Consider the following 22,647-nt stretch of genomic DNA (forward strand, 5'->3'; position numbering starts at 1 on the left):
ATTCTGACTTATTTATTTTTTTGAAGATGCCTAAATCACAAATGAGGAACATAAGCTAATTTTTAAGCTTATGTCCCTCATTCATAAATTAGTTGAATAAAATCACAGTTGTTTATATATGAATCATTATAACATTTTTAAATGTTGCCTTCATCAGTGCTAAAGTTCCACCTGAAGTTAGGAATCCTCACTATATAAAAATTATCTTTAGTAAGAATACTATCGCTAGAATATATACAACGAAAGATACTCGTTTTCTATCTTTAGCTTCCTTTGTTGTTATATTAGCTATTAAATTTAATATAGCATATGATAACATACCCATCATTAGTCCATCACCAATACTATATGTCATAGGCATTAATGCTATAGTAAGGAAAGCCGGTACTCCTTCAGTAAAGTCAGAGAAATCTATATTTTTAACTGACTCTATCATGAAGAATCCTACAATGATTAAAGCTGGTGCTGTTGCACAGCTTGGTATAGCTATAAATAGTGGTGATAAGAACATGGCTAGTAAGAATAGTATTCCTGTAACTACGGCTGAAAGTCCTGTTCTAGCTCCCGCTGCAACCCCTGCTGAACTCTCTACATAAGTTGTAACTGTAGATGTTCCTATAAGAGCTCCAAAAGTTGTTCCAATTGCATCTACTAATAATGCTTTTCCTGCATTTTTAACCTTACCATCTTTGTCCATCATTCCAATTTTAGATGCCACTCCAACTAGAGTTCCAGCTGTATCAAAGAAATCTACAAATAAGAATACAAATACTACTGAAATAAATTCTGATATATTTCCTAGCTGAGAGAATACTGAGAAATCTAATTTACCTGCAATTGGTGCTATGGATTCAAACTTTAAAATTCCTTCTGGCAAATATATTCCGAAGGTAGCTGCAGCTTCTGGTGATATAGCAGCATATGTCCATGCAGCCACAGCACTGGCAACCATTCCCCAAAGAATTGCACCTTTTACATTCTTTTTTGATAAAATAACTATAACAACTACACCTAATATTGTAATTAATGCTGTTGGGCTTAATAAGTTACCCATTGTTACCTTTGTAGCTTGGCTTCCAACTACTATTCCTGCATTACCAAAGCCTATAAACGCTATAAATAATCCAATACCTGCAGTAACTGCATATTTTAAGTTAGTTGGTATACATTCTACAATGGCTTCTCTAACCTTTGTTAATGATAATAAAATAAATATAATTCCTTCTACAAACACTGCTGTTAGTGCCACTTGCCAAGATATTCCCATCTCCATTACTACTGTATAAGCAAAGAATGCGTTAAGTCCCATTCCTGAAGCTAGTCCTAATGGTAGGTTTGCATAAAGTCCCATTAAAATAGTAGTAACTCCAGCTGCTAAACAAGTAGCTGTTACTACTGCTCCCGGATCCATTCCGACCCCTGGATCACCTAGTATGTTGGCATTAACTGCTATTATGTATGCCATGGTTAAAAAAGTTATTAATCCACCAATAACTTCTCTCTTCACATTTGTGCCATTTTCTTTAAGCTTGAAAAGTTTTTCCATAAAGCTTGTCCTCCTATTGATACATATTATTGCAAAATAATAGCCACCGGATGAGAATTCCAGTGGCTCTTTCTTCCAAATATAGGAATTCTCATAGTCGGATTTTATCGGTATCCGGTAGAAACATCTAATCCATCACATTAGATATATATGAAAACTAGTGGTTATTTCTTTTTACATGCTTATAATATCAACTTTATCCACCCATGTCAACATTTTTCCGTATATTTATTTTATTTTATTTTTTATTGTTCGTGTATTAATAATGTCCTTTTTCAAATATCTCTCTTATTTCATCTAATTTTTTTGTTTTTCCAAGAGCTAAGATAAGCTTTATTCTTGCTTTTTGTCCTGGTATGCTATCTCCAAATATAACGCCCATGTTTCTTAGCTCTTTTCCGCCACCTTCGTATCCATAACTATCCAGAACTCTGCCTTTATAACATCTAGAAACTATTACTACCGCTACACCCTTACCTATAGCTTTTTTCACTGAGTCAGCCATTAAAGGTGGAATGTTACCTCTTCCCATAGCTTCTATTACTAATCCCTTAGCCTCCTGACTAACACAATAATCTATAAGAGTGCCATCCATTCCTGCACAAGATTTAATAAGTTGAACATTGTTTTCTATTACCTTGGTATCAATATACTCTTTTGTAGTACTCTCCCTATAGAATCTTACTTCATTGCTATCAACAATACCTATAGGGCCAAATTCTGGACTTTGGAATGTATTAAGATGCATAGAATGAGATTTTGTAACCTCACTGGCACAATTTAGCTCATTATTTAAACATACGATTACGCCTCTATCTCTTGATGCTTTAGATGTGGCCGTACAAATAGATGCTGCTAAGTTAGCAGGTCCATCATATCCAAGCTCAGAACTATTTCTCATAGATCCTGTAACCACAACTGGCTTTTCACTCTTTATAGTAAGTTGTAAAAAGTATGCTGTTTCTTCAAGAGTATCTGTTCCATGGGTAACTACCACTCCATCTACATCTTCCCTTTCTAAAAAGCTCTTAACATAGTTCGATAATTGCAGCATTATATCTGGAGTCATATGCGGACTTGGCAAGCTAGAAAATGTATATGATTCTACCTCAGCATAAGACTCAATACCTGTTACCATAGACATTATTTCTTCACCTGTTAGATTAGGTACTGCTGCTTTTATTTTCTCATCAACCTTCATAGATATAGTTCCACCATTAAATATTACTACAACTTTACTCATATTTTATGTACCTCCTAAGTCTTTATTGTTTATCTTATGTCTAGCAACTGTAGTGCTTTCATACCCTACGAATATGATAGGTAACAGTTGTACCCTAGAGAATTTTGACTTAGCTTCAACGAGAATAAAAACTCCAACTAAAGCTAAGTTTCACTTGATAATCTCAAAGTAAAAGACCAATTATAATTAATTTATTTTTAATCCATTTTAATTATATATCCTTCTTACGTAAATTGTAAATGTACCTTATATAATTATAGCCATATTGTTGAAAACTTTTACATCGCTTAATACATTTCAGCTATATAAATTATATAATAAAAAAATATAGTTTTGAAATTATTAACAATTTCAAAACTATATTTTTAAATTTGAAGAAAATATTTTAACTCTCATTAGATAATTATGCAGATAAGCCCACCATTTCCCTCATTAATAATTTTTTGAAGTGTCTTTTGAAGTTTAACTTGAACATCTTCAGGCATTTTGTAAAGTTTGTTTTGAAGTCCCTCTTTAACTAACTCTTCTAAAGATTTACCAAACATATTGCTTTGCCAAATTTGAGATGGATCATTTTCAAATTGCTCTAAAATTGATTTATAGAACTCTTCACTTTGTTTTTCGCTACCCATTATTGGTTGAATTTCTGTTTCAATATCAGCTTTAATTAAATGCAATGATGGAGCTGAAGCTTTTAATTTAACACCATATTGATTGCCCTTTTTAACAATTTCAGGCTCTTCTAACTTCATTTCAGTAAGTTGCGGTGCAACTAGACCATACCCAGTTTCATTAACTTCCCTTAATGCCTCCGCAACCTTATCATATTCTATTTTAGCCTTATAGAAACTTTCCATGATACTTAGTAGATCATTTTCATTTCTTATATCAGTATTACAAATCTCTCCAAGAATTTTATAGAATAATTCGTGTTTTGGATTAATATCCACACAGGAAGTACCCTCTCCCATATTCATCTCTTTAACTTTTATGTCTGATAAGAATTCAATGCCTTTAAAGGCATCAAGACATCTTTTAACATCTCTAACTTTATAGATATCTTTACACATGGCTTTTAAAATAGTCATTATGTTTACCTTTAACCAATGAGATGAATTTAGACTCTCCATCCATTGAGGCATATCGATATTTATTTCTTTTATTGGGAACTCTCTTAGCACTGTGTCAAATATTTCTGTAATCTCTTTACTACCTATATTCATTACATCCATAACTTTTACAGGCACATCATACTTTTCTTCTAGATCCCTTTTTAATTCCCTAGTATCTTCTGAGCTTGGGTTTACAGTATTTAAAATGATTATAAATGGCTTATTTATCTCTTTAAGCTCATTTATAACTCTCTCCTCGGCATCTACATAATCGTCTCTCTCTAATCCTGTAATACTTCCATCTGTAGCTACAACTATACCTATTGTAGAGTGATCTGTTATCACCTTCTTAGTTCCTATCTCTGCTGCTTGCTCAAATGGAATTTCATAATCATGCCATGGAGTAGAAACCATTTTAGGTGCATCAGCTTCTGTATAACCTAGAGCATTCTTTACTATATACCCAACACAGTCAACCATTCTAACTTTAAATTTTATTCCATCCTCAAACTGAATTTCTACAGCCTCGTTAGGAACAAATTTAGGTTCTGTAGTATGAATAGACTTTCCAGATCCACTTTGTGGCAATTCATCTTTTGCTCTGTCCTTCTTATGAGGATTTTCTATGTTAGGTATAACCATTAGTTCCATGAACTTTTTAATAAAAGTAGATTTACCTGTTCTAACTGGTCCTACTACCCCTACATATATATCCCCTTGAGTTCTTTCTGCTATATCTTTATATATATCAAAATTTTCCAAGGCTACCCTCCCGCAACTACATATTAACATTATATATATATTGATATAAAATTCATATTATGACTTAATAAAATAAAAAAAGTTTCCCTCTTTATTTTAAAAGGAAAACTTTTATCATATAATCTATTTTTAATCTAACTTATTAATTTTTAGTATAGTCAAGTAATTCTTCTAATGTTAGGTCTTTATCATGACAAATCTTACTAATGGTCTTATTTCCAATATATCTGTAATGCCATGGCTCATATTCGTAACCAGTTATATCTTCTTTAGTTTTAGGATATCTTAAAATGAAGCCATACTTATAAGCATTTCCCAAAGCCCAAGCACCCTCCTTTGTATTTTCAAAGGATTGATTTAACTCAAAGGTCATATCTTTACTAGTAATATCGACAGCTAATCCCAGTTGATGTTCACTTTCTCCAGGCTTTGCTACATAATCACTATCTTTTTTACCATTGTTTTGAACATCTTCATTATATAGATATACTTGAGAAGCATATCCTCTATATCCATTACTTAAAAATAGATTAAGTCCTTCTTTTTGAGCATCATAAAACATTGCCTCTAGATCCTTAACCATAGTTTCACTAACTAGATTTCTTTCATCACTTTTTTCAGCTACTAAGCTTATATTAGGAATAACTAAATTATTCGGCATATAATCCTTTGAAAGTAGATTTTCTTTATTTGCTAGCTTATATATTCCTGTAGTGTCATTACTAATAATATCTTTTATTTCAGCTATCTCCTCTTTTGTTAATGTAGAGCTAACTTTAGAGCTATTTAAATCAGGTACATCTTCTAAGTTATTATCTTTATATTTATCTCCTCTAGAAGGTGTTATCTTTCCTACATTATCATTAGAATTTGCATTTTCGTTAGTGCTTGTATTTTCGTTAGCGTTTGCATTTTCATAATCATTGCTAGCTGTATTAGATGCATCAAGAACTTTTGAATCCTCCCTTAATACAAGGCCAATCATTATGCTTACCAAAAACAATAAGCCTATAATTATTGTAGTTCCCTTATTAAAACCTGATTTCTTTTTATAAAAAATATCTTGCTTTTTATAAAATGTCATTTTTTTATGTTTGTAATTTTTACTTTTTTTATTTAACATATACTTTTGTTAGCCTCCTACCTTTATTTTCAATGTCTCATTGAAAATAAAATTAATTCTCACCTACCTAACTTTATATCATTATATCAAATAATATATTATTGTCAAAATAAAATATTGTCAAAATAACTTATTTAAATAAATGTTTACAATTTATGGTTTTCCTCTTTATACTTTCTTCCCATCAATTCAATTACAGACTCTTTAGGATTCTTCCCTTCAAAAAGAACTTCATATAAAGCAGTAGTTATCGGCATATCTACATTGATTTTAGACTTCAACTCATAAAAAGCTTTAACTGCCTCAATTCCCTCTACAACCATTCCTACCTCTGCTGTAGCTTCTTCCACAGTTTTTCCACTACCAATTAAAATTCCTGCTCTTCTATTTCTACTATGCATACTAGTACATGTAACTATTAAGTCACCCATTCCAGTAAGCCCATAAAAGGTCTCTGCTTTTCCTGAAAGTTTCGTTCCAACCCTTATTATTTCACTCATTCCTCTAGTCATTAGTGCTGCCTTTGTATTATCCCCATACCCGATACCATCTGAAATACCAGCAGCAAGGGCAATTATATTTTTAAAGGCTCCTCCTATTTCAACTCCAATTAAATCATCATTAGTATAAACCCTAAAAGTATTATTACTAAATATATTTTGTATTTTTCTTGCAGCTTCCATATCCTTTGAAGCTGCTGTTACTGTAGTAGGTATATCTCTTGCCACCTCTTCTGCATGACTAGGACCTGATAACACAACTATAGGATGGTCTTTTATCTCATCTTCTATTATCTGTGACATTCTTTTTAATGTATACTTTTCTATACCTTTAGCTACTGTTACAATTATTTCATCACCGCCAAGAAAGGGTGCTACTTTTCTTGCTATTTCTCTAATAGCCTTTGAAGGTACTGCAAGAACTACTATTTGACTGTTTTTTATGGTTTTTTCAATATCACTATAGGCAGTGACTTTCTCTGGTATAGTTATACCTTTAAGGTACTTTGTATTTTCTCTTCTAATATTAATATCATCAATGGTACTTTCACTATGACACCAAACAGAACATTCTGATCCTTTCTTAGAAAGTAATACAGCTAAAGCTGTACCAAAACTTCCTCCTCCAATAAATGAGATCTTATTCACCTTATCCCTTCTTTCTTAAATTATATATTTAAGTCTATAAAATAATGAGAATAAATATTATAATATTTATTCTCATTATTCCTATTAATTCCTTTTTAATTCACTGAAAATACAGTTGTAACAGAAAATGTAAAATTTTTATTAATCTTCTTTTCTCTTTCTAAATATAATTTTTATTCCAGTACCTTTAAAATCAAAACTCTCTCTTAGCTTATTTTCTAAATATCTCTCATAAGAGAAGTGTAATAGTGCTGGATCATTAACAAAGAATATAAATGTAGGTGGTTTCACATCAACTTGAGTTACATAGTATATTTTCATTCTTCTTAGTGCAACTACTGGTGGCTCATTCATAAGCACAGCTTTACTTACCACATCATTTAATACTCCTGTAGCTATTCTCTTAGTATAATTATTATAGCATTCTTTAGCCATTGTAAGAACTTTATTTACTCTTTGACCTGTAAGAGCAGATATAAATAAATAATTAGCATATGGCATAAATGATAATCCTCTACCAATTCTAGCTTTATAATCATTCATAGTCTTATCATCTTTTTCAATAAGATCCCACTTATTAACTATTACAAGTATAGCCTTATTAAGTTCATGAGCATATCCTATAATTTTCTCATCTTGATCACTTAGCTCTTCTGTAGCATCAAGAATCAATATACATATATCTGCTCTCTCTATAGCTGTAAGAGTTCTTATAACACTATATCTCTCTATCTCTTCCTTAACCTTACTCTTTCTTCTTAAGCCTGCAGTATCTATTAATATAAATTTACCTTCTTCAGTTTCAAGTTTACTATCAATGGCATCTCTTGTTGTACCTGGTATGTTACTTACTATATTTCTATTTTCACCTAATAGTTTATTTATAAGTGATGACTTTCCTACATTTGGCTTACCAACCATGGCAATCTTTATGTACTCTTCATCTTCTTCACCACTTCCTAGTTCATCAAAATGAGCCACTACTTCATCTAACATATCTCCAAGACCAAGTCCCTGAGTAGATGAAATAGTTACAGGATTACCTATACCTAAGTTATAAAACTCATAGGCATTATCTTCCAATTCTCTTCTATCAATTTTATTTACTACTAGTGTTATTGGTTTTCCTGATTTTCTAAGCATTTGTGCTACTTCATAATCTGCTGGATGAAGACCTGCTTTACCATCTACTATAAATATAATTACATCAGCTGTTTCTATAGCAATATTGGCTTGCCTTCTCATTTGCACCATTATGATATCTTCATTTTCTGGCTCAATTCCACCGGTATCAATAATTGTAAAGTTATGTCTTAGCCATTCAGCCTCCGCATAAATTCTATCTCTTGTAACTCCTGGTGTATCTTCTACTATGGCTATTCTCTTTCCTGCTAATTTATTAAAAAGTGTAGACTTTCCTACATTTGGTCTTCCAACAATAGCAACTACTGGTTTTCCCATATTAATCCTCCCTTAAATGTTCATTTATTATAGTTATTAAATTGTCTCCGGTGAAATCACAAATAATAACTTTTCTATTTAGTTCTTTAGCTAAATCTTCTACAGTATAATCATCTAATAATATGGCTTCATCTGAGTTAGAAAGTTCATATCCCTTTCTAAGTACATTATCAGGTATTATAACATAATCTCCATACCCTCGTTCCTTAAGAGTATTTATTATATCAATTCCTGTTAAAAGCCCCGTTACTGTAATAGTCTCTCCAAAAAACTTATTTGGTATCTTCTCCACTGAAATATTTATATTACTATTTATACTTTGAATTTTATCTTTTATATGTACTATCTCCGGATAAACTAAAGTTCCTGTTACAAAGGTAAAAGATCCAGCTCCATCTTTCTTCAACTCTGGTAATGTTGCATCAATAGTGTCCTTTAATAGAGTTACCATACCTACACCATCTTCAATTTGCTCAAATCCCTCATAATGATAAGAATCCGGCAATGGCTCTCCTGATACTATATAGAATTCATCTGACAATCTAACAAAAGGTGTTCCACTTTCTTTATAGTATTTTTCTTGTAGGGCTTTAACTAAGTTAACTTGTTCAAGAGAAGTTTCCTGAGTAAATAACTTCATCTTTTTTAATCCTTCTCTATGTTTAGTTATACCTAATGGCACTACTGCTACGCTATTAACATTAGGATAAAGCTTATATAAATCCTCTATAGTTTTAACTAATTCTTCACCATCATTAATTCCTGGGCAACAAACAATTTGAGTGTTCATCTTTATCCCTGCCGCCGCTAACCTCTTAAGTATATCATATATTTTACCTGCAAATCTATTATTAAGCATTCTAACTCTAAGCTCTGGATTTGTGGTATGTACTGATACATTTATTGGACTTATTTTATATTTTATTATTCTTTCTATATCCTCTTCCTTCATATTAGTTAAAGTTAAAAAGTTTCCTTGAAGAAATGATAATCTTGAGTCATCATCTTTAAAATATAAGGTTTCTCTCATACCTTTAGGAAGCTGATCTATAAAACAAAAAATACAATCATTATGACATCTCATAGGTTTATCTAGAATTCCTTCTCTAAACACTATACCTAAATCTTCATCATAATCCTTTTCTATTTCAATTTCCCAAATCTCGCCATCTTGCTTTTCTATTTCTAAAAGCAAAACCTCATCAGTAATAAGAAATTTATAATCTATTATATCTTTAACATCATTTTCATTTATCCTTAGAAGTCTATCTCCAACTTCAATGTCTACTTCTTCTGCAATAGACCCTGGGATAATCTTACTTATTTCATTTTTCATTTTTGTATCTCCTTCATTTGCATAGCATGATTATACCACTATTATGTTATATTATCTTAATTATATTCCCTAGTCAATGCACCTCATTAAGATTACATTAAAGCTTCCACTTTTTCAACAAAAATTCAATTTAATTTTGGAGTAAATAAAAAAGCTGACTACATATAGCCAACTTATAATTTAAAAGGGAATTACAATTAATTTAATTTTAATCTTTCTCCACACTCTAAGTATACAGTCCATTCACAAATGTTAGTAGCATGATCTGCCATACGCTCTAAGAATTTGCAGACAAAGAGAAACTGGCTAGCTTGATTTATAGTGGTTGGATCATTTCTCATTATTATAAGTAATTCAGCAAATATATTCTTATATAATTTATCTACTTCATCATCCATCTTGCTTACTTCATGCGCCCTGTTTACATCTCTAGTTATATATACCTCTAAAGAATCTTTAATCATTCCCTCTACAATTTTAGCCATTTTAGGTATATCTATAAGTTCCTTAATATAGTTTTCTCCAATGAGCTTTTTTGCTATCTTAGCTATATCTACAGCATGGTCTCCCATTCTTTCTAAATCTGTTATAATTTTAGTAGCTATAAATATTCTTCTTAAATCACTAGCCAGTGGTTGTTCTGTAGCCATAAGCTTTATACACTTATCCTCTATTTCTTCTTCAAACTTATCTACGATATCATCTTTTTCAATTACTTTATCAGTTAAAGCTTCATCCTGTTCCTTTAGTGCATTAATACTATCTTCTATTTGTTTAACTACTGCCTCACCCATGGACATTAAATCTTCATGAAGTTGTTGTAATTTAAGATCAAAACTATTTCTTGTCATATCCTTCACCTACACTTTATAAATTTTAACTTTTTAATTGCTACATATTTTATAGTATGATTAACCGAATCTTCCTGTTATATAATCTTCTGTTCTTTTATCCCTAGGCATATGGAACATCTCCTCAGTTTTTCCATACTCAATAACTTCTCCATTTAAAAAGAAAGCTGTTTTATCTGATATACGGCCGGCTTGTTGCATATTGTGAGTAACTATTACTATAGTGTATTTTTCTTTAAGTACATCCATAAGTTCTTCTACCTTTGATGTAGATATAGGGTCCAGTGCAGAAGTTGGTTCATCCATTAATATTACTTCTGGCTCAACAGCTATAGTTCTTGCAATACAAAGTCTTTGCTGTTGGCCACCGGATAATCCCATGGCACTTTTCTTAAGTCTATCTTTTACTTCTTTCCAAAGGGCTGATCCTTGAAGAGATTTCTCTACAATTTCATCTAGTTTCTTTTTATCTTTTATTCCATGAATTCTAGGTCCATAGGCAATGTTATCATAAATTGACATTGGAAATGGATTGGGTTTTTGAAATACCATACCCACTCTTTTTCTTAGTTCAATTTCATTCAAGTCCTTATAAATATTTCTATCTTCAAATAAAACTTGACCTTCTATTTTTACATCTTCAATTAGATCATTCATTCTATTTAATGTTCTAAGAAATGTTGACTTTCCACATCCTGATGGTCCTATTAAAGCTGTAACGCTATTTTTATCTATTTCCATATTTATATTTTTAAGTGCATTATTTGTTCCATAGTATAGGTTAAGATCTTTTACAGAAATTATTGACATAGTATTTCCTCCTAGCTATATCCTAGTCATTAAAACTTTTCTTTATTTATTGTTCTTGTAATTCCCTTAGCTATTAAACTTAAAGCTAAGATTATAAATATGAGTATTACACCAATTGCTGAAGCAAGCTCTATATTTCCAGCTTCCTTAGTAACTAAATAAGCATGGACAGTAAGAGTTCTACCACTTGACATAAGATTTCGTGGCATTGCTGCTACAGTTCCTGCTGTTAAAAGCATAGCTGCTGATTCACCTATTATTCTTCCAATGGATAGTATTACTCCTGATAAAATACCTGGCATTGCACTAGGTACTATTATTTTATAAATAACTTCAAACTTAGTTGAGCCTAAAGCTATGGCACCTTCCCTATAACTTTGAGGCACTGTCTTTAAAGCTTCCTCTGTTGTTCTTATAATTACAGGTAACACAATGATAGCAAGGGTTAAAGATCCAGATAAAATTGAAAACTGTAATTTAAGAGTAGATACAAAGAATACTGTTCCAAATAATCCATATATTATAGATGGTATTCCTGCAAGACTTTCTGTAGCAAATCTAATTAGTTTAACACTTCTACCTTGTTTTGCATATTCTTGTAGATAAATAGCTCCGCATATTCCTATAGGAAGTGATATTAATAATGACAATATTACTGTTAATAATGTGGTTATTATCATCGGAAATATTCCTCCTCCAGTGGTGGGTGAATAATCTCCAAAGATAAAGTTAAAATCTATTAGTCCAAACCCTTTTTTAAATATATATCCTACTATAGTTGCAATAATTACAACTGTGATAACTGCAGATAACCATAAAATAGCTTTTAACATATTATCTTTTACTTTTCTCATATTAATTACCTGCCTTTTCTGATATTTTAGCTATTACAAAGTTTAATAGTAGAATGAAAGAAAATAAAACTACTCCTGTTGCAAAAAGCATTTCTTGATGAGTCCCAAAAGCATATCCCATCTCTAGAGCTATGTTAGTAGTAAGTGGTCTTATACTATCCGTTATACTAGATGGTATAATAGGACTATTGCCAGCAACTAATATAACCGCCATGGTTTCTCCAATAGCTCTTCCCATTCCTAATACAACTGCTGTTAAAATTCCAGATTTAGCAGCTGGTAAAATTACCTTAAATATAGTTTCAATTTTCGATGCTCCTAATGCTAAAGATGCCTCCTTATATTGTTTAGGTACTGATCTTATAGCTGTCTCTGCCACTGAAATTATAGTAGGCAACATCATTATAGAAAGAACTATTATAACTGCAAGTAGGCTTTGTCCTTTAGGAAGATTTAATTTATTTTGAATCGCCGGTACTATTATTCCAAGAGCAAATACTCCAAATAATACAGAAGGAATTCCTGCTAATAGCTCTACACTCTGAGACATTATCTTGGCTGCTGGCTTAGGTGCTATTTCCACAATAAAAATTGCTGTTAATATTCCTATAGGTACTCCTATTACAAGAGAACCTAATGTTCCATATATAGAAGCAATGATCATAGGAAGAATTCCATACTTATCTGAGCTTGGTATCCATTCTGTTCCTATTAAGAATTCTCTAAAAGAATATCCTTTATATATAAATGGTGTTAATCCCTTATAAAATACAAAGCCTATTATCAAAATTAAACTCATAACTGCTACTAAAGCACACACTTTAAAAATATTTTCTGATATACCATCAATGATATATTTTACCCCCTTTGGCTTTTGGGGTTTTTCCATCTTAACTGATTTCACTGACATATAGTTTACCTCCAATTCAAATTCAATAGACCCTTAAGATAAAACTTTCTCTCAAAGGTCTATATCCATTGTGGCATATGAATTATTTATTTCACCTTTATTCCACCTGATTGTTCTACAATCGCTTGACCTTTGTCACTTAAAATATAATCAATAAATTTTTTTCCATTCTCTGTTATGTTACTTTCTTTATAAACTACTGAGAAAGGTCTTGATAATTTATATTCTTTACTTAAAACTTTTTCTGGAGTTGCTTCTACTCCTTCAACCTTTAAACCCTTGACTGACTTATCTAATTGTTCAAAAGAAATATATCCGATAGCATTTACATTAGTTGAAACTGTAGTTTTAACGCTTCCATTCCCCTCTGCTATTGTTGATTTTTTATCTAACTCTTCTGATTTATATCCAGCGATTTCTTGGAAAGCATCTCTTGTTCCAGATCCATCTTCTCTTGAAACTACTACTATTGGAGCATCATTTCCTCCAACATCCTTCCAATTAGTTATGGCTCCTGTATATATACCTTTAATTTGTTCCATAGTTAAATTTTCAGCTTTATTTGATGGATGAACTACTAATGCTATTCCATCATAAGCTATTACTTGTTCAGTAACCTGTGATTTCTCAGCATCCTTTAGTTCACGAGAGGACATACCTATTTCACTAACACCTTCTATTGCATTTTTTATTCCTGCTGAAGACCCTATTTGTTGAACCTCTACAGTAGTATTTGAATTTTCTCCTTTATAGGCTTCTGCCTCTTTTTCCATTAATGGCCCTACAGATGTTGACCCTGATACTTTAATTGTTATAGCCTTTCCTTCACTACTATTACCTGAATTGGAAGTATCCTTTCCTCCACAACCTACTAATAATCCCATAGTCATTGTTGCAACTATTCCTGCTATTAATATTCTTATTGATTTCTTTTTCATGTGATTTTCCCTCCAATTTGTTTTCTTATCTATCTTACAATATTTATTTTAGTCTTTATTAGTTAACCCATTATTATACCTATATTAAAAAAACTTTACTTAAGTTAATTATATTTAACAAAAATATGAAGTCTATTGGAAGTCTTTTTCGATTGAGTTAAATTTTTGTCGAAAAATTCACTCATTGAAAACAGCATAAATTTTAAAATTTAATAAGGTAAAATTCACATAAATATTACCCTGTATTTTGTGTATCCTTTTTTAGTCAAAAAAGTAAACTATACCCTGTAAGGTAACACAGCTTCTTTTCTGTGTCTCTCTTACAATGTACAGTTTACCCATCTTACAACCTACTGCATAATATCTCAATTTTACTTTTCTGTACTATATGGAATTGTAATTATAAATTTAGTGCCTACACCTAAGGTACTTTCTACATCTATACTTCCATTAAATCCAATGACTATATGTTTAACTATAGCAAGACCTAATCCAGTTCCACCCTTTGCTCTTGACCTAGCTTTATCAACTCTATAAAATCTTTCAAAAAGTCTCGGTATACATTCCATATCAATCCCCATACCGGTATCTTCTACTATAACTTTAAAGTATGTATCGCAAGCTATCTTTGTAATTGTTACTGCATCAAGGGGTTCACTATATTTAATTCCGTTATCCACTAGATTTATAAGCATCTGTTTGAACTTATCTTTATCACCTAGAATATCAGGGATGTCGTCTCCCCCTACACTCAAATGGACTTGTTTCTTTTCTCCTGTATTCTTCATTAAATAAAATACATCTTCTATTGCTTTATTTACACTAAATACTTCTTTCTTAAACTCTTGTTTGTGTTCAATTTGCGATAAAAGTAATATATCTGATATAAGTATCGTAAGTCTTTCTGCTTCTTCATTTATAATAGTTAAAAATTTATTCTTAGTTTCTTCATCTTCAACATCTTTTAATGTTTCAGAAAAACCTCTTATAGATGTAAGGGGAGTTTTAAGCTCATGGGATACATTAGCCACAAATTCAGTTCTCATATTCTCTAATTTTTTAAAATCAGTAATATCTTGTATTACTGCTACAGCTCCAATATGTTGATGATTATTAACTATAATGTCTGCAGTTCTCACTCTAAGAAATTTCATGTTAGGAACATTTAACTTGAACTCTTGAATATCTCTATCTCTCATAGAAAATATGGATTTGAAATCTACTTCACTACATATATTTTGAACTGGATTCCCTACCACATCCCCTTTAATGTTAAAAATTTTTTTTGCATAGTTATTTATCATTATAATGTTATGACTGTTATCTATGGCTATTACACCACTTTCCATACTTTGAAGAATTGCTGAAAGCCTATTTTGCTTTTCACTTACTTCATGTAAACTATTTTCAAGTCTATCTGCCATATGATTAAAATTTAAAGCTAATTTACCAAGTTCATCATTGGTAGTAATTTTAATTCTTCTACTTAAATTTCCATTAGTAATCATAGATGTAATAGAATCTAAATCACGAATTGGCTTAACTATTATATAAGATAATTTATTGGCAATCCAAAGAGATATAAAAATCATTATAAGTATAGCACCACCATACCATACTATATATGTATTATTTAATTCATGAGTTCCTTTTACAGATGTAGAGGTTCTAGCTACTGTACCATCTTCCATGGCCACAGCATAGTAAATTACATACTGTCCTTCGCTTTCACTATATCTAGTAGCAACTCCTTCCCCTTCTAGTCTAGCCATAACAACTTCTTCTCTATCATTATGATTCTCTAGCTTTTCAGTATCTCCTAACGAATCAAATTTAACACTTCCACTTTCATCTAAAACAGTTATTCTAACATTTAGATTACCTAGTTTGTCTACAGTCCTGGAAAAGCTTTCCTTATCCCCATTACTAATCTGCTCACTTACTAAGTAAGTATAAATATCTAATTGCTCTTTAGCACTGTCCTCACTTTCATAAGTAGCTATGGAATAAAATGCCATCGTTACAAACCCTAATATAAAAACTAATGCTACAAAAACACTTAGCATTAGTCTTCTTTTCATAGTTCCTTTTGAATTATCTTTCATAATTTTCTCCATAGTTAAATTTATATCCTATACCTCTAATGGTTTGAATATAAATTGGATTCTTATCATTATCCTCTATTTTTTGCCTTAAATGTCTCACATGAACATCTACCGTTCTAGTTTCACCTACATATTCATAACCCCATATCTTATCTAATAGAAAATCTCTTGTCATAACTTTTCCCTTATTTTTAATAAGTATCTCTAAAAGCTCAAACTCCTTTAATGTAAGTTCTACCTTTTCTCCACCTTTATAAACTTCATGCTTTTGATAATCTATACTTATATCTCCAAATTTAAAACCATTGTCTTCTTGTTTGAAACTAGTTCTTCTTAAAATAGCTTTAGCCCTAGCTACTAATTCTCTAACTGAGAAAGGTTTTGTTATATAATCATCTGCTCCTAATTCTAGTCCTAAAATCTTATCTAATTCTTCGCCTTTAGCTGTAATCATAATTATTGGTGTAGCTTCAATGGCTGAATTTTTTCTAATAGATTTACATACTTCCAACCCATCCATGCCTGGTAACATAAGATCTAAAAATATTAAATCCGGCTTTTCATCCTCAGTTATTTTTAGTGCATCAATTCCATTATCAGCAGTTATAACCTTAAAACCATTTTTAATTAAATTAAATTTAATTAGTTCCTGGATATGCGCCTCATCATCAACTACTAATATTGTTTTCTCCATAAATATCACTCCCTCTGCTCATGGATAAATATAAATGAAAATAACCTACCCTGAGATTCTTCTTTTTTTCTATAGGAATATAGTTTCTTATCATTGCTACAATGTGTACATAAATTTAAACATACTATATTATTATTTTTTATTCCTTCATTAATTAATTGTATTTCTACACACTTTTGTAAATCTAAGTTTCTACCAAAACTAATTTCTTGATTTTTGAATAAATCACAGTTCTTAAAAGTATCTATAAGCTCTTCACTTACTTCATAACAACAACTTTTATTATGAGGACCTATAAAAGCTTTAATATAGTTTTCATCAGCACCATAGATCTCCTTCATAACTTTAATTCCTTGAGAAGCTATATTATTTAAGGTTCCCTTCCATCCACTATGAAGAGCAGCTATAATTTTATTTTTAGTATCTACTAAAATTATCGGTACGCAGTCTGCTGTAAACACTCCTATGGCAACATTTTTCTCTTTTGTTACAATGCCATCTCCATCTGAATTCACCATGAACCCCTGTCCATCATAAGGGTAAACTTTAATTCCATGGACTTGATTTAAATATACAACCTCATCAACTTGAAACCATTTTTTAAAATTGTTTAAATTAGATTTTCCTTCATTAAGGTTTTTATTAAAATTCAATTGGTTCTTAGCTGTGGAAAATCCAACTTTTATATCTTCATCTAAATCATAGGTTAAAAACTCATAATTTTCTACGTTATAAGACTTCATATTACTTTTCATCACTTAATCCCTTTATCTCCTCTATGAAACTATTAATATCATCAAACTTTCTATATACAGATGCAAATCTTATATAAGCAACTTCATCTATATCCCTCAACTTCTCCAATATTAATTCTCCTATTTCTTCAGAACTTATTTCGCTAGTCATGGTATTATTAAGTCTTTTTTCAATAGAATTTACTAAATTTTCTATATCTAATCTTGACACAGGTCTCTTTTCACAGGCCCTTATAACGCCACTTATAATTTTATCTCTATCAAATACCTCTCTAGTTAAATTTCTTTTAATAACAAATATTTGTATATTCTCTATTTTTTCATAGGTAGTATATCTTTTACTACAATTAAGGCATTCTCTTCTTCGTCTAATTGAACCATCATCATCTGTTGCTCTCGAGTCTACAACCTTACTTTCTTCTCCATTACAATAAGGACACTTCAATGTAATCACATCCTCTTAGTTTTCTATTTATACTACGATTATACACAAAGTATTCACCATTTGTATATAATTAATTCTTTTCAATTAATTATTTTCCACTACTCCATCTCCATCTACTAAGATAACATCTACTCCAATCTTTTTAATTCTTTCCCAAGGCAGTTCTATATCTTCATTTTTTGAGAACCATCCAGATTTATGCGTTGGAAGTATGATAGCTTCTAATTTATACTCTTCACAATTTACTTTAAAATCTTTTATATATCCAAGCTTAGCACCTGTATTAATATCTATAACCTCCATGGTTTTTAAGCTATTTACTGCAAACATTGAAGTCTCCATAAAAATTCCTCCCTAAATTTTATATCATTTTATCTATATTCTCTTTGAAACAATATAGAACATAAAAAAAGAGCCTGAGCTCTTTAAAATATATCCTGCTGATATTTGTATAACGGCTTTTATTAAGTCTTTATTTTTTATCCTTCCACTTTTCCATGACCTCATTTTCAAATATGTTCTTTACCTCATCTAATATTTTAAAGTTGGTAAAATCAAAATGTAAGGGTGTTAATGTTACATATCCATTTGATAAAAAATACAAATCAGAGTCATCTTCTATAATGTCATTTCTAGTACCTTTTTTTATATATACTTTATCTTCATTTTCATCTATGAGTACATAATCTGTTTTATAAGTTAATTTTCCTAATTTACAAACTTTTATCCCCTTAATTTCATTTTCTCCCCTATTGGGAATATTTACATTAAGTACTACATTATTTTTTAAATAACTTTTTTCTGCTATATCTACAATTTTACTTATCCACTTAACAGCTTTTGTATAGTCTTCGTCTTCCTTATCCCAATCAACCTCCATAGAAACAGCAATTGATGGAACACTATATATCGCTCCTTCTATAGCTGCAGATACTGTCCCTGAGTATAATATATCTGTGCCACAATTTAACCCTCTATTTATTCCAGAAATAACCAGATCAATATTATCTCCAATTAAAGATAATCCAGCTTGTGTACAATCTGCTGGTGTCCCAGCTAAACTATAAGATTTAAAATTTTCACTTAATCCTTCTTCTCTTATTTTTATTGGATCATGAATTGATATGGAATGACTAGATGCACTTTTTTGATCTCTTGGAGCTACAACTATAACTTCATGTTTTTTAGATATTTCTCTTGCTAAGTCAATTATTCCTCTTGCATTTATTCCATCATCGTTTGTAATTAATATTTTCATGTAAATCCTCCTATTTAATATCCTAAAATCTAATTAAATTATCAAGACTATATTTTATATGTTAATATATTAAATTTTGTTAATTTTCTAAGTCAAAAATTAAAATTTTAGATTATATCTTTAATTGAAGTCATAGAAAGTATAACCTCATTTAAAAATAGATAACATTCCTTAAAGTTCTATTTAGGTAATATTCACTTTTTATTAAAAATTTTAGAGAAGTTTCTTTTAATATCTATACTGCATATTCTTATATATGCATACAACGGAACAAATAAACTTGAGATACTTTATCAATAGAAATACAGTATATTTACTACAAAACTATTTTAACAGAATATACATATATTAATCAAATTTTGTTTAATTTCAGTATTTTCCATATTATATATATACATTAATTCATACTAATTAATTCGCAATGTTCATATTTGTATTATTGATTTTATTAAATTATTTATATATTACAGATTTATAATATTATATAAAACAAAAAAGAGCCTAGGCTCTTCTTTGCTAAATTATAAACTTTAATTTTAACTTCATTACAATATAAATTTTTAACATAATATCAATTAATTATATTAAAATATCGTAATTAGTTTTTAACTCTAAAATTAAGCTACCTACCTGTAAATAATTATATTACACGTGTTTTCTCATATGTTTAAGTGCTGTCTTCTCTAACCTTGAAACCTGAGCTTGAGATATTCCAATTTCATCAGCAACCTCCATTTGGGTCCTTCCTTGAAAAAATCTTAGATTTAAGATTAATTTTTCTCTATCTGTAAGCTTTTTCATGCCTTCCTTTATTGATATATTTTCAAGCCATCCATCATCTAAATTCTTACTATCGCTAATTTGATCCATAACGAATATGGCATCTCCACCATCATGGTAGATAGGTTCAAATAATGAAATAGGATCTTGAATTGCGTCTAGCGCAAATACCACCTCTTCTTTAGGCATTTCTAGTTCCTTTGCAATTTGAGAGATAGTGGGTTCCTTGTTATCCTTATTAACAAGCTTATCTCTTACTTGTAAGGCCTTATAAGCAATATCTCTTAAAGATCTACTTACTCTAATAGAGTTATTATCCCGAAGGTATCTTCTAATTTCTCCAATTATCATCGGTACTGCATAAGTGGAAAATCTTACGTTTTGACTTAAATCAAAATTATCTATGGCCTTCATAAGACCTATACATCCTACTTGAAATAAGTCATCTACATTTTCCCCTCTGTTATTAAATCTTTGAATCACACTTAATACTAATCTAAGATTTCCTTTTATAAAATCTTCTCTACAGCCCTTATCACCCTGCTTTATTTTGATTAGTAGCTCCCTCATTTCCTTCTCTTTTAATACAGGTAGCTTTGAAGTATTTACTCCACAAATTTCCACTTTATTAATCATCATAAGGTCTCATTCCCTTCAGAATAATTACATTAAAATTATCTCCTGCTGTAACTTTTTTATACTAAAGACAACCTTATAACATTTTATTAATTTCTTTTTTAAGTCTTTTGATTATTCTTTTTTCTAGTCTAGAAATGTAGGATTGGGATATACCAAGCATATCAGCCACTTCCTTTTGAGTTCTTTCTGTAACTCCATTTAAACCAAATCTTAACTCTATTATTTCTTTTTCTCGACTATTTAATTTATCCATAGCAATACGAAGAAGTTGTTTATCCACTTCTTCTTCTATATAGTTATATACTACATTACTATCCGTACCTAATATGTCTGATAATAATAGTTCATTCCCATCCCAATCGATATTCAGCGGCTCATAAAATGAAATTTCTGTTTTTATCTTGTTATTTCTTCTCAAGTACATAAGTATTTCATTTTCTATGCATCTAGAAGAATAAGTCGCTAACTTAATTTTCTTCTCTGGTGCGAAGGTATTTACTGCCTTTATAAGTCCTATAGTTCCTACCGATATTAAATCCTCTACATTTACTCCTGTATTTTCAAATTTTCTAGCTATATAAACCACTAATCTTAAATTACGCTCAATTAGAATAGATCTTATACTTTCATCCCCCATTTCTAAGTTTTCTACTAAGGCTTCCTCTTCTTCTTTAGTCAATGGTGGTGGTAATGCATCATTTCCCCCTATGTAGTATATGGATTTTGCAAACCCCTTAAATTTACTTAAAAACCTACTTAATATACTCTGTAACTTGTTCCTCATTTCTGTAACCTTTTTTAATACATTATTCATAAAAACTCCCCCTATTCTATAATCCCCCTTGGTAAAAGCCCGTTATAATCACTATGCTTACTAAGCTTTTTATCAGAAAATGCTAATATCAAATTTTTCTCTCTCATATCTCCATTAATGTTAATCTTAACACTATCTGGTTTAATCCCAATAAGTTTTCCATTATATCCATTAACAACAGAGTAAGGAATATTGTATATATCATGAGTCTTTAAATTTAAATCTTTGAAAAGTTCCTTTTCCACAATTATTACTGGTAAATTAGTTGCTGGTTCTCGAAGTTCGTTTCCAGTATCTAAGAAAGCTTTTATTATAGTCTTAACATTATCTATACATATTTCTGTATTATACACATAACTAGTTAATATTCGCCTCTCTTTTACATAAACTATCAATTTATAAACTAATATATAGGTAATCATTAAAGATAATATAAGATTTTTATAAGAAAAATTATATATCATAGCACTTGGTGATAAAGATGGATTATCTTTTATAGCTAAGTAAAAGGCCATTCCTGCAAGGAGTATAGAATATAATACAAATATCCCCATTGCCTTTAATATTTCAATAACACTTTTATCCTTAATAGCTATTAAGATCATTATTACTGCCACTACTATTTTAAAAGGTGTAGTTGCAAATAACTGCAACTTAGGAATGACTATGGTTAAAACATACGAAGTACCAATAATTGAACTTAACATTAATCTCCCTGTTGGAACTTTCTTTTTTATTGTCTGCATAGTTATGGTTAATAAAAATAAGTTTACTAAAAAGTTCTCCAATAAAAGCATATCTAAGTACACTACCATTTTCTTTACCCCCTTAAGGATTATTATATAGATTAGTTACAGTAAAATTTGTAAAATCCTATTGTAAAATTCCATATTATTACTAGGAAATTATGTCATTTTACGATTTTTTTTTTGAATTCTATATATTCAAAATTAATGGCAAAGCTTAAGCATAAAATTACTGATAAAATAAAAGAGATTACCATTTATAAAGTATAATAAAAAAGGAGCTATTTCAGAATTAACTTTAGGTTAATTCTGAAATA

Annotated in this window: 21 protein-coding genes and 1 riboswitch; all 21 genes read right to left on the reverse strand. The window is 30.2% G+C overall.

The window, feature by feature from the left end; translation table 11 throughout:
- Positions 1-190: 190 nt before the first annotated feature.
- The 21 genes from B3W71_RS02040 to spoIIGA all read right to left on the reverse strand — a co-directional run bounded on the left by B3W71_RS02040 (position 191) and on the right by spoIIGA (position 22,399).
- Positions 191-1,546, reverse strand: a complete 1,356-nt coding sequence (locus B3W71_RS02040; protein WP_346887263.1) for an NCS2 family permease — start codon at positions 1,544-1,546, stop codon at positions 191-193.
- A gap of 74 nt (positions 1,547-1,620) precedes the next feature.
- Positions 1,621-1,720: riboswitch (purine riboswitch) on the reverse strand.
- 85 nt (positions 1,721-1,805) lie between these two features.
- Positions 1,806-2,789 carry an asparaginase gene (locus tag B3W71_RS02045; RefSeq protein ID WP_346887264.1) on the reverse strand — a complete coding sequence of 328 codons (984 nt, stop codon included), beginning with the start codon at positions 2,787-2,789 and terminating at the stop codon, positions 1,806-1,808.
- Positions 2,790-3,184: 395 nt separating this feature from the next.
- Positions 3,185-4,663 (reverse strand): stage IV sporulation protein A, encoded by a 1,479-nt coding sequence (spoIVA, locus tag B3W71_RS02050; RefSeq protein WP_346887265.1) that lies wholly within the window; start codon positions 4,661-4,663, stop codon positions 3,185-3,187.
- 142 nt (positions 4,664-4,805) lie between these two features.
- On the reverse strand, positions 4,806-5,786 hold the full coding sequence (locus B3W71_RS02055) for a M15 family metallopeptidase (protein ID WP_346887266.1): 981 nt from the start codon (positions 5,784-5,786) through the stop codon (positions 4,806-4,808).
- Between the two features lie 146 nt (positions 5,787-5,932).
- The gene (locus tag B3W71_RS02060) at positions 5,933-6,934 is read right to left on the reverse strand and encodes an NAD(P)H-dependent glycerol-3-phosphate dehydrogenase (protein WP_346887267.1); all 1,002 of its coding nucleotides are present in this window, start codon (positions 6,932-6,934) and stop codon (positions 5,933-5,935) included.
- Between the two features lie 141 nt (positions 6,935-7,075).
- Positions 7,076-8,395, reverse strand: coding sequence for a ribosome biogenesis GTPase Der (gene der, locus B3W71_RS02065; protein ID WP_346887268.1), 1,320 nt, complete (start codon positions 8,393-8,395; stop codon positions 7,076-7,078).
- A gap of 1 nt (position 8,396) precedes the next feature.
- Complete coding sequence (locus B3W71_RS02070) at positions 8,397-9,731, reverse strand: DUF512 domain-containing protein (protein ID WP_346887269.1); 1,335 nt, start codon at positions 9,729-9,731, stop codon at positions 8,397-8,399.
- A gap of 197 nt (positions 9,732-9,928) precedes the next feature.
- Positions 9,929-10,582 (reverse strand): phosphate signaling complex protein PhoU, encoded by a 654-nt coding sequence (gene phoU / locus B3W71_RS02075; RefSeq protein ID WP_346887270.1) that lies wholly within the window; start codon positions 10,580-10,582, stop codon positions 9,929-9,931.
- A gap of 60 nt (positions 10,583-10,642) precedes the next feature.
- A complete protein-coding gene (pstB, locus tag B3W71_RS02080; RefSeq protein ID WP_346887271.1) occupies positions 10,643-11,392 on the reverse strand; it encodes a phosphate ABC transporter ATP-binding protein PstB in 750 nt (249 codons plus the stop codon).
- A gap of 29 nt (positions 11,393-11,421) precedes the next feature.
- A complete protein-coding gene (gene pstA / locus B3W71_RS02085; RefSeq protein ID WP_346887272.1) occupies positions 11,422-12,246 on the reverse strand; it encodes a phosphate ABC transporter permease PstA in 825 nt (274 codons plus the stop codon).
- A 1-nt stretch (position 12,247) separates the two neighbouring features.
- A complete protein-coding gene (gene pstC, locus B3W71_RS02090) occupies positions 12,248-13,135 on the reverse strand; it encodes a phosphate ABC transporter permease subunit PstC (protein ID WP_414631969.1) in 888 nt (295 codons plus the stop codon).
- A 107-nt stretch (positions 13,136-13,242) separates the two neighbouring features.
- Positions 13,243-14,094, reverse strand: a complete 852-nt coding sequence (locus B3W71_RS02095; protein ID WP_346887274.1) for a phosphate ABC transporter substrate-binding protein — start codon at positions 14,092-14,094, stop codon at positions 13,243-13,245.
- 371 nt (positions 14,095-14,465) lie between these two features.
- The gene (locus B3W71_RS02100) at positions 14,466-16,199 is read right to left on the reverse strand and encodes a HAMP domain-containing sensor histidine kinase (RefSeq protein ID WP_346887275.1); all 1,734 of its coding nucleotides are present in this window, start codon (positions 16,197-16,199) and stop codon (positions 14,466-14,468) included.
- A complete protein-coding gene (locus tag B3W71_RS02105) occupies positions 16,189-16,899 on the reverse strand; it encodes a response regulator transcription factor (protein ID WP_346887359.1) in 711 nt (236 codons plus the stop codon). Before B3W71_RS02105 ends, B3W71_RS02100 begins: the two co-directional genes overlap by 11 nt.
- Positions 16,899-17,648, reverse strand: a complete 750-nt coding sequence (gene pgeF / locus B3W71_RS02110) for a peptidoglycan editing factor PgeF (RefSeq protein WP_346887276.1) — start codon at positions 17,646-17,648, stop codon at positions 16,899-16,901. Before pgeF ends, B3W71_RS02105 begins: the two co-directional genes overlap by 1 nt.
- Positions 17,638-18,093: a transcriptional regulator NrdR gene (gene nrdR, locus B3W71_RS02115; RefSeq protein WP_346887277.1), complete on the reverse strand. Its 456-nt coding sequence runs from the start codon at positions 18,091-18,093 to the stop codon at positions 17,638-17,640. The genes pgeF and nrdR overlap by 11 nt, the downstream gene beginning before the upstream one ends.
- 84 nt (positions 18,094-18,177) lie before the next feature.
- A complete protein-coding gene (locus tag B3W71_RS02120; protein ID WP_346887278.1) occupies positions 18,178-18,435 on the reverse strand; it encodes a YlmC/YmxH family sporulation protein in 258 nt (85 codons plus the stop codon).
- Positions 18,436-18,565: 130 nt separating this feature from the next.
- On the reverse strand, positions 18,566-19,351 hold the full coding sequence (gene surE, locus B3W71_RS02125; RefSeq protein WP_346887279.1) for a 5'/3'-nucleotidase SurE: 786 nt from the start codon (positions 19,349-19,351) through the stop codon (positions 18,566-18,568).
- A gap of 645 nt (positions 19,352-19,996) precedes the next feature.
- On the reverse strand, positions 19,997-20,770 hold the full coding sequence (gene sigG / locus B3W71_RS02130; protein WP_147519479.1) for an RNA polymerase sporulation sigma factor SigG: 774 nt from the start codon (positions 20,768-20,770) through the stop codon (positions 19,997-19,999).
- Positions 20,771-20,843: 73 nt separating this feature from the next.
- On the reverse strand, positions 20,844-21,554 hold the full coding sequence (sigE, locus tag B3W71_RS02135; protein ID WP_346887360.1) for an RNA polymerase sporulation sigma factor SigE: 711 nt from the start codon (positions 21,552-21,554) through the stop codon (positions 20,844-20,846).
- A 41-nt stretch (positions 21,555-21,595) separates the two neighbouring features.
- The gene (spoIIGA, locus tag B3W71_RS02140; RefSeq protein ID WP_346887280.1) at positions 21,596-22,399 is read right to left on the reverse strand and encodes a sigma-E processing peptidase SpoIIGA; all 804 of its coding nucleotides are present in this window, start codon (positions 22,397-22,399) and stop codon (positions 21,596-21,598) included.
- Positions 22,400-22,647: the final 248 nt, after the last annotated feature.

The sequence above is a fragment of the Clostridium sp. UBA1056 genome (assembly GCA_002316385.1).
Taxonomy (GTDB): Bacteria; Bacillota; Clostridia; order Clostridiales; family Clostridiaceae; genus Clostridium_J.

Excerpts from the sequence above, each read along its gene's own strand:
- B3W71_RS02100 (WP_346887275.1), bottom strand. The coding sequence starts at position 16,199 with ATGAAAGATAATTCAAAAGGAACTATGAAAAGAAGACTAATGCTAAGT.
- B3W71_RS02095 (WP_346887274.1), bottom strand. The coding sequence starts at position 14,094 with ATGAAAAAGAAATCAATAAGAATATTAATAGCAGGAATAGTTGCAACA.
- B3W71_RS02055 (WP_346887266.1), bottom strand. The coding sequence starts at position 5,786 with ATGTTAAATAAAAAAAGTAAAAATTACAAACATAAAAAAATGACATTT.
- sigG (WP_147519479.1), bottom strand. The coding sequence starts at position 20,770 with ATGATGATTAATAAAGTGGAAATTTGTGGAGTAAATACTTCAAAGCTA.
- B3W71_RS02120 (WP_346887278.1), bottom strand. The coding sequence starts at position 18,435 with ATGGAGACTTCAATGTTTGCAGTAAATAGCTTAAAAACCATGGAGGTT.
- B3W71_RS02040 (WP_346887263.1), bottom strand. The coding sequence starts at position 1,546 with ATGGAAAAACTTTTCAAGCTTAAAGAAAATGGCACAAATGTGAAGAGA.
- pstC (WP_414631969.1), bottom strand. The coding sequence starts at position 13,135 with ATGGAAAAACCCCAAAAGCCAAAGGGGGTAAAATATATCATTGATGGT.
- B3W71_RS02070 (WP_346887269.1), bottom strand. The coding sequence starts at position 9,731 with ATGAAAAATGAAATAAGTAAGATTATCCCAGGGTCTATTGCAGAAGAA.
- pgeF (WP_346887276.1), bottom strand. The coding sequence starts at position 17,648 with ATGAAAAGTAATATGAAGTCTTATAACGTAGAAAATTATGAGTTTTTA.
- der (WP_346887268.1), bottom strand. The coding sequence starts at position 8,395 with ATGGGAAAACCAGTAGTTGCTATTGTTGGAAGACCAAATGTAGGAAAG.
- surE (WP_346887279.1), bottom strand. The coding sequence starts at position 19,351 with ATGAAAATATTAATTACAAACGATGATGGAATAAATGCAAGAGGAATA.
- pstB (WP_346887271.1), bottom strand. The coding sequence starts at position 11,392 with ATGTCAATAATTTCTGTAAAAGATCTTAACCTATACTATGGAACAAAT.
- B3W71_RS02045 (WP_346887264.1), bottom strand. The coding sequence starts at position 2,789 with ATGAGTAAAGTTGTAGTAATATTTAATGGTGGAACTATATCTATGAAG.
- pstA (WP_346887272.1), bottom strand. The coding sequence starts at position 12,246 with ATGAGAAAAGTAAAAGATAATATGTTAAAAGCTATTTTATGGTTATCT.
- phoU (WP_346887270.1), bottom strand. The coding sequence starts at position 10,582 with ATGACAAGAAATAGTTTTGATCTTAAATTACAACAACTTCATGAAGAT.
- sigE (WP_346887360.1), bottom strand. The coding sequence starts at position 21,554 with ATGAGGAACAAGTTACAGAGTATATTAAGTAGGTTTTTAAGTAAATTT.
- spoIIGA (WP_346887280.1), bottom strand. The coding sequence starts at position 22,399 with ATGGTAGTGTACTTAGATATGCTTTTATTGGAGAACTTTTTAGTAAAC.